Annotated in this window: 1 pseudogene; it reads right to left on the reverse strand. The window is 41.0% G+C overall.

Annotation, left to right across the window (positions count from 1 at the left end):
- A pseudogene (locus tag Q4550_RS24335) lies at positions 1 to 183 on the reverse strand (ABC transporter substrate-binding protein); the annotation flags it as partial.
- Positions 184 to 229 lie beyond the last annotated feature (46 nt).

Genomic DNA, 229 nt, shown 5'->3' on the forward strand with positions numbered 1-229 from the left:
AGATAGAAGAGTGGTCATTGTTTTATCTCCGCCCCAAGTGGTCGTTAATGCGACATCAATGCCATGCTTCTCAACAATACCCTCTGAGAGTGCCACGTATTGTGGTGCATAGACAATCGAGCGTGTAACCTCAGCTACTCTTACCTGATCGTTTACACTAATAGTACCACACGCCCAAAGAATAAGAAGAAATACACTTGTGTATATAAAAAACTTTATAAACCAGCTT

Source organism: Anaerobacillus sp. 1_MG-2023, assembly GCF_030547345.1.
GTDB classification, from domain to species: Bacteria; Bacillota; Bacilli; order Bacillales; family Guptibacillaceae; genus Guptibacillus; species Guptibacillus hwajinpoensis_B.